The 6,000-nt window shown below is 68.6% G+C and carries 3 protein-coding genes and 1 pseudogene; all 4 read left to right on the forward strand.

The features are described 5' to 3' along the window. Positions 1-79 precede the first annotated feature (79 nt). Positions 80-1,348 (forward strand): OmpA family protein, encoded by a 1,269-nt coding sequence (locus tag Cba03nite_RS14960; protein ID WP_203746199.1) that lies wholly within the window; start codon positions 80-82, stop codon positions 1,346-1,348. A 139-nt stretch (positions 1,349-1,487) separates the two neighbouring features. Next, entirely contained in the window at positions 1,488-2,168 is a 681-nt protein-coding gene (locus Cba03nite_RS14965; RefSeq protein ID WP_203746200.1) for a vWA domain-containing protein, read from the forward strand. Positions 2,169-2,362: 194 nt separating this feature from the next. Beyond that, positions 2,363-2,989: pseudogene (locus Cba03nite_RS14970) on the forward strand (hypothetical protein); the annotation flags it as partial. A gap of 272 nt (positions 2,990-3,261) precedes the next feature. Continuing rightward, the coding region (locus Cba03nite_RS14975) for an nSTAND1 domain-containing NTPase (RefSeq protein WP_203746204.1) at positions 3,262-6,000 on the forward strand (2,739 nt) is incomplete at its 3' end.

Raw genomic sequence — 6,000 nt, forward strand, 5'->3', positions numbered from 1 at the left:
GTCGATCAGGCGAATGGGGGATCCGCTGAAGAGGCAACCGGGCAGCCCGGCTGCCGCTCCGCCACGAAAGCAGGTCTCGATGGACACGACCCCGGCCGGCGCAACCACCGGCGAACGCATCCGCGCCAGGTCCTGGCGCCTCAGAATTCTCGCGGTGCTGCTGGCGCCCATGGGGCTGCTGGGACTTGCCGGCCAGGCCACAGCGGCGCCCAGCGGCCAGCCGTCCCCGAAGCAGTGCGCACAGGTCGCCGAGGCCGCACTCCCCGATGGAGCCGGTCGTAGCGTGCTCGTCGTGGACCACACGGCGTCCGTGGCCCGCCAGGGCGTGCCGCCTGCGGTCCGCGAGCACCTGTCGCAGGCACAGCAGCGGTCCCAAGTGTTGACGATCATCGCCGTCAACGGTTCGGGCGCCACCCCGACGACAGTCCGCACCGTCGCTCTGGACCCCCGCCCAGGACACGACTCCCCTGCCGCCGACAACGCCCGTCGTATCGCCCTGGACTGCGTGTACGAGTGGATGCAAGGCCCCGACACAGCGCCCACCGCCACCGGCTCAGACATCCTGTCTGCCATCGCCGCGGCCGGCCGCCAACTGCCAGAGGAGATCATGGTGAACTCCGATGGCGTCTCCACCGCCGGCGCGCTGGACCTTGCGGTTCTGGGCTACGACGCCGACGCCAAGGCAGCGGCCGCCGCAGCGAAGAACAGCGGCAACCTGCCCACGCTCACCGGAGTGGCAGTCGTGTGGACGGGGATGGGCGAGACCGACCAGCCCCTCACCCAGCCCGCCCGAAACGGCTTGGAAGCCCTGTGGCGAGAGTTGCTGGGCGTCTCCGGGGCCACGGTGCAGATCGACACCCGCACCAGCGCACCCGCGCAGCCGACGCCCGCACCGCGGGCATACCCGGACCCCGTCCCGGCCCCGGAGAACGCGACAGTCACGCTGCCGGCAGGCGGCACCTGCCACCGGCTGGCAAGCAGTCTCCTGTTCGCCCCCGACAGCTCGCAGCTGTCGGCCGGCGCCGAACTTGAACTCGCCGCGGCGGCGCGCGAGCTGTCCCAGCACCCCGGGTGGGTGGCCACCGTCGCCGGCCACACGGCAGACTACGGCCCGCAGGCCGGGCAGCAGGCCCTGTCGCAGGCCAGGGCCGAGGCCGCAGCCGACGCGCTACGTCACCTGGCCCCGGCGACCACCGTCAACCCCGTGGGCTACGGCTCGACCCGACCCCGCGTGCCCGAACGGCCGGGCGGTGTGTACGACCCCGCCGCGGCCGCCCTCAACCGCCGTATCGAAGTGATCCTTCACCCCGCCGGGAAGATTCCACCCGCCGTCTGCCCGGAGTCCTGAGTCGGCAACCACGTCCACATATAGACGAGTTACGGATCCCGGTCGGTGGGCGCACGACCTTCTAGCGGCTCCCGACGGCCGTGCGCCGGGGGAGCCGCAGCGAATAGGCAAGCGCCCGCCGATAAGTCTGGAGGCGACAATGAGGAAGTTACGTGGCCCGGTGACGCTACGCGGGCCGGTCGGCCTGGGGGGACCTCAGGCCCTTCGCGGGTCGTTCGAGCCGGTCCGGCCCGCCACGCTGGAGAACGCGCGACTGGTCGGGGCGCGGGTAGGCCGTATTCGCCTGGTCCTCGCTTCCGACGTCTCCGGCTCGATGGAGGACTTCGCCGCGCCCTGCGACGCCGCCCTGGACATGTTCCTGCGATGGGCCCGAGGCAACATGCTGGCAGACGACGAGATCGCTGTGCTTGACTTCGCCGGCAGCAGCGGCGCGCGACTGCGGCCGACGGCGATAGCCAGCCTCCCGCGACGGCTGCCTGGCGCAGTCGCCGTCGACGGCTCGAGCACGGAGTTCGGGCCCGTCCTGCACAGCGTCGCGCAGATGCCCGCCACGACCAGTGAGGTCTACCTGGTGTTGCTCTCCGACGGGCAGCTCCGCGGCCTGCCAGATGACACCGATGCCGCCGATCGGATGCGGGCGGCCCATGGCCTGGCCGGAATCCGCCTGCTCGTGCCCGGTGCCGACATCGAGGTGCCTGGTGGGTGGACAGCGGCGTTCCCTGAGGCGGAGCCAGACCGTTTCGACGGGAACGACGCGAACGCCACCGGCCTGACCTTCGCGCGAGTCCTCGCCTCGTGCACCGGTCAATTCCTCGCGTGATCTCCGCCGTGCCCAGCCCTAGCGGCGCGTGGCCTGTCGAAGACAACCAGGACAGACCAGTCGAAACTGACTACAGGATCAGGACTACAGAGACATGCCTGAGTTCTACCGCTGTCGGCGGACGCGGCAGCATAATCCCCAACAGCGGTCATGAAGCGTCCCCGGTGGTGGCGTGAAGGGGCGCGACGAAGCCGGCGCTCGGCCTGGCGATGCTGCGCCGCGCTCTGGAGGCCGGGATCCCGGCCCGGTGGGTGACCGCCGACGAGGCGTACGGCAAGGACGGCAAGTTCCGGCTCTGGTTCCAGGGCCGGCGTATGGCCTATGTGCTGGCCGTGGCCTGCAACCAGAAGATCCCCACCGAGGGTGGCAGCGCCCGCGCCGACGCCCTCGCCGGCCTCGCCCCGGTCGCGACGTGGAAGCGACGCAGCTGCGGCGAGCGCGCCAAGTGCCCGCGCCTGTACGACTGGGCCGTGGCCACGCTGCCCGATACCGGCACCGCCGACCACGGGTTCACCCGCTGGCTGCTGATCCGCCGATCGCCACGACGCCTGGTACCGCCACTGTTCATGGGTTCGATGCCACACACCCAGGTGGCGATCAGCGTGAAGACCAGGTACCACAAAGATCCGCTGCATCGGTTGACGGCGAACGACATCGTCGACATCGACGCCGTATCGGTCGCCTACGTATGCGAGGCGGTGTTCCCCGACAAGGCTATGCGGGCGTCCCTGCAAAGTTCGAAGGAATGCGCGCGATCAGGACCTTCGTTCCTCGACGTCCCGAGGAACTCACCGAATGGCTGGACGGACTTCCGACGGTAGTCGCGCCCGATCTGCTGGTGCCCCATCCCATCTCGCGGTCGGTCGGGTCGCTATGAGCGGGTCTCAACTGCCTGACCCACCCGTACCCACGGACGGGTAGTCGCACCGTAACCTTCGCGGCCAGGCCAAAGGCCGCACATGTTCCTCGAATAACACGCGTCGCTTGGGTGCGTCTGATCGGCTGACGGTGCCAGCCTGTGCGGGGGTGCTGAAATGACAGCTGTCCATTACGGCTTCACGGGCGTTGTTCCGGCGATTGTTGGTGAGGTGTTGTGGCGGTCAGACGGCGCGAGAAGCAGCGCTTCGACTACAAGACCACGGTGTACGCGGTCGCGGTAGGCGTAGTCACGAACCTGGCCACGGGGCAGGCTGCTGGCTGGCCGCACTGGTTGCAGCCGGTGGTGGCCTACGCCTGGCTGCTTGGCGTGCTGCTGCTGGCCGGCTTGGGCGTGGCGTGGGCGCGGGAGCGATGGGGTCGGGTGAGGGCTGTGCCCCGCTGGGACGGCGTTGGTGGTGATGACAACCCATATCCTGGCCTGTCTGCATACCGGCAGGAGCGGGCGGGTGTGTTCGCCGGCCGAGACCAGGAGCGCAGTGCCCTGGTGGAGCGAGTGGCGACAACGTCGGAGCTGCGGCTGAGGTTCGTGCCGGTGGTGGGGCCGTCTGGGGCCGGCAAATCGTCGCTGGTCCTGGGCGGGCTCTTGCCGCAGCTGGATCGCAACCGGTGGAAGGTCCTGACCGATGTCAGCCCAGGTTCTGACGGCCTGAGCGCACTGGCTGCTGCGCTGGATGTTGGCCTCGGCGCGGCTGCCAGCCGGGTGTCCGAGCAGCCCAAGGTTGGGGCTGACGATCTGGCGCTGGGGCCCGTGCTGGCGCGGCTGGCACGACTACGTGGGTCTGCAGACGCCTTGCTGGTGGTGGTCGATCAGTTGGAGGAGCTGGCTACCCTGCACACGGAGCAGGAGCGTGTCCGGTTCATGGCGTTGCTGGCGTGCCTGGTGCGGCTTGACCGACGGCTGGTGGTGGTGGCCACGGTGCGTTCGGAGTATTTGGGAGTGTTCCAGCAGGGTCCGGGGGCGGAGCTGTTCACGTTCCCGTTCATGGTCCATGTCATGGGCCGCGACCAGCTGCGGCAGGTGATCGAGAAGCCGGCCGAGCAGACGGACACGACGTTGGCCGCGCGCCTGGTCGATGACATCCTGGCCGACGCGGACGCCACCGGGGGCGGTGATGTGCTGCCGCTACTGTCGTGCTACCTATCTGACCTGTATGCACGGCGAGGCGGTGATCATCACATCACCCGTGAGCACTACCGGACGGCCGGGACGGTCTTCGACGTCATCAACCGGCGCGCGGCGCTGGCGGTGGCCGACACCTCCCTACCCCTGCGGCAATGCCTGGATGTGCTGATGGCGTTCGTGTCGCTGACCGAGGTCGGGGCGAAGCCCACCCGCCAACTCGTGGCCGCCGCCGACCTTGACAGCCGAGCCCGTACCGTCGTGGAGGCGTTCGTCACCCAGCGGCTGATCACCAGCGATGTCCGCGCAGGCACACCCGTTTACGAAATCGCCCACGAGGCGCTACTACGCCGCTGGGATGCGATGCGTGCACACATTGACGCCCACGCCGTGATGCTCAGCCGCGCGACCGAGCTCGGTGCCTTGGCCGCGGCGTGGCGCAATGCCGGACACAGCCCGGATTACCTGGTCGACGGACGGCGACTCCGGGAGCTCGACGCTGCGCTCGGCCGACTTGTCCTACCCGAGGACTCCCGGCGGTACTTGACCGCAGCTGTCGAGCGCGACTGCGAGTTGCGCGAGGCCCGCGCCGACGCTGCGGCCCGCACCGCCCTGGCTACCTTGGCCACCGATCCGCACCTGGCTCTGGCCATGGCCTACGCCATCTGCTCCGAACTGGCCGCCACATCCGCAGCCCGGTACGCCTTGAAGATCACCGTTCCCGCTGAAGAGGTCCTGGCGTGGCAAAAAGTCGGTTATGTCCATGCGATGGCGTTCGACCCCGAGGGGCTCCTGGCCATTGGCTTCGATGACAACACCGTACGGGTTTGTAACCGGCAGGGTCAGCTGTTACACGTCCTGACCGGCCACACCGACGACGTCTTGGCGGTGGCGTTCGATACAGATGGACGCCTGGCCACCGGCTCGCTCGACCGCACTGTGCGCGTCTGGGATCGGCAGGGACGGCTACTACGCACCCTCACCGGCCATACCGGCGGCGTCTTGGCGGTTGCGTTCGACACCGACGGGCGCCTGGCCACCGGCTCCAGCGACCACACCACGCGGATCTGGGACCGACATGGGCAACTGTTGCACACCCTCAAGGGCCATACCGGCGTTGTCGCGGCGGTGGCGTTTGCCACCGACGGGCGCTTAGCTACCAGCTCTCACGACCGCACCACGCGAATATGGGACCGACAGGGACGACTGCTACACATTCTCAAAGGCCACACCGACAACGTCAAGTCGGTGGCGTTCGACACCGACGGGCGCCTGGCCACCGGCTCGATCGACGACACGGTGCGGGTCTGGGACCGGCAGGGACAGCTACTACACACCCTCACGGGCCACACCCATAGCGTCTTGGCGGTGGCATTCGACACCGAAGGACGCCTGGCCACCGGCTCCAGCGACCGCACCGTGCGGATCTGGGACCAACAAGGACATCTACTGCATAGCCTCACCGGCCACACTGACAACGTCACGGCGGTGGCATTCGACACCGAAGGACGCCTGGCCACCGGCTCAGCTGACAAAAGCGTACGGTTCTGGGGGCAGGGCGGTGAAGCACTGGCAGTACTGCGCGGCTCACCATTGGCTACGCTTGCGGCCGCACTATACGAAGCGTCCACCATCACCGGAGTGGTTTCGCCGCAACTGCTGAGCTTCCACCTGCCTGCTACGGCTGTAGCTGTTGCGTTCGACGCCGATGGACGCTTGGCCACCGGCTCCAGCGACCGCACCGTGCGGATCTGGGACCGACAAGGACAACTA

The organism is Catellatospora bangladeshensis (assembly GCF_016862575.1).
In the GTDB taxonomy this organism is placed as follows: Bacteria; Actinomycetota; Actinomycetes; order Mycobacteriales; family Micromonosporaceae; genus Catellatospora; species Catellatospora bangladeshensis.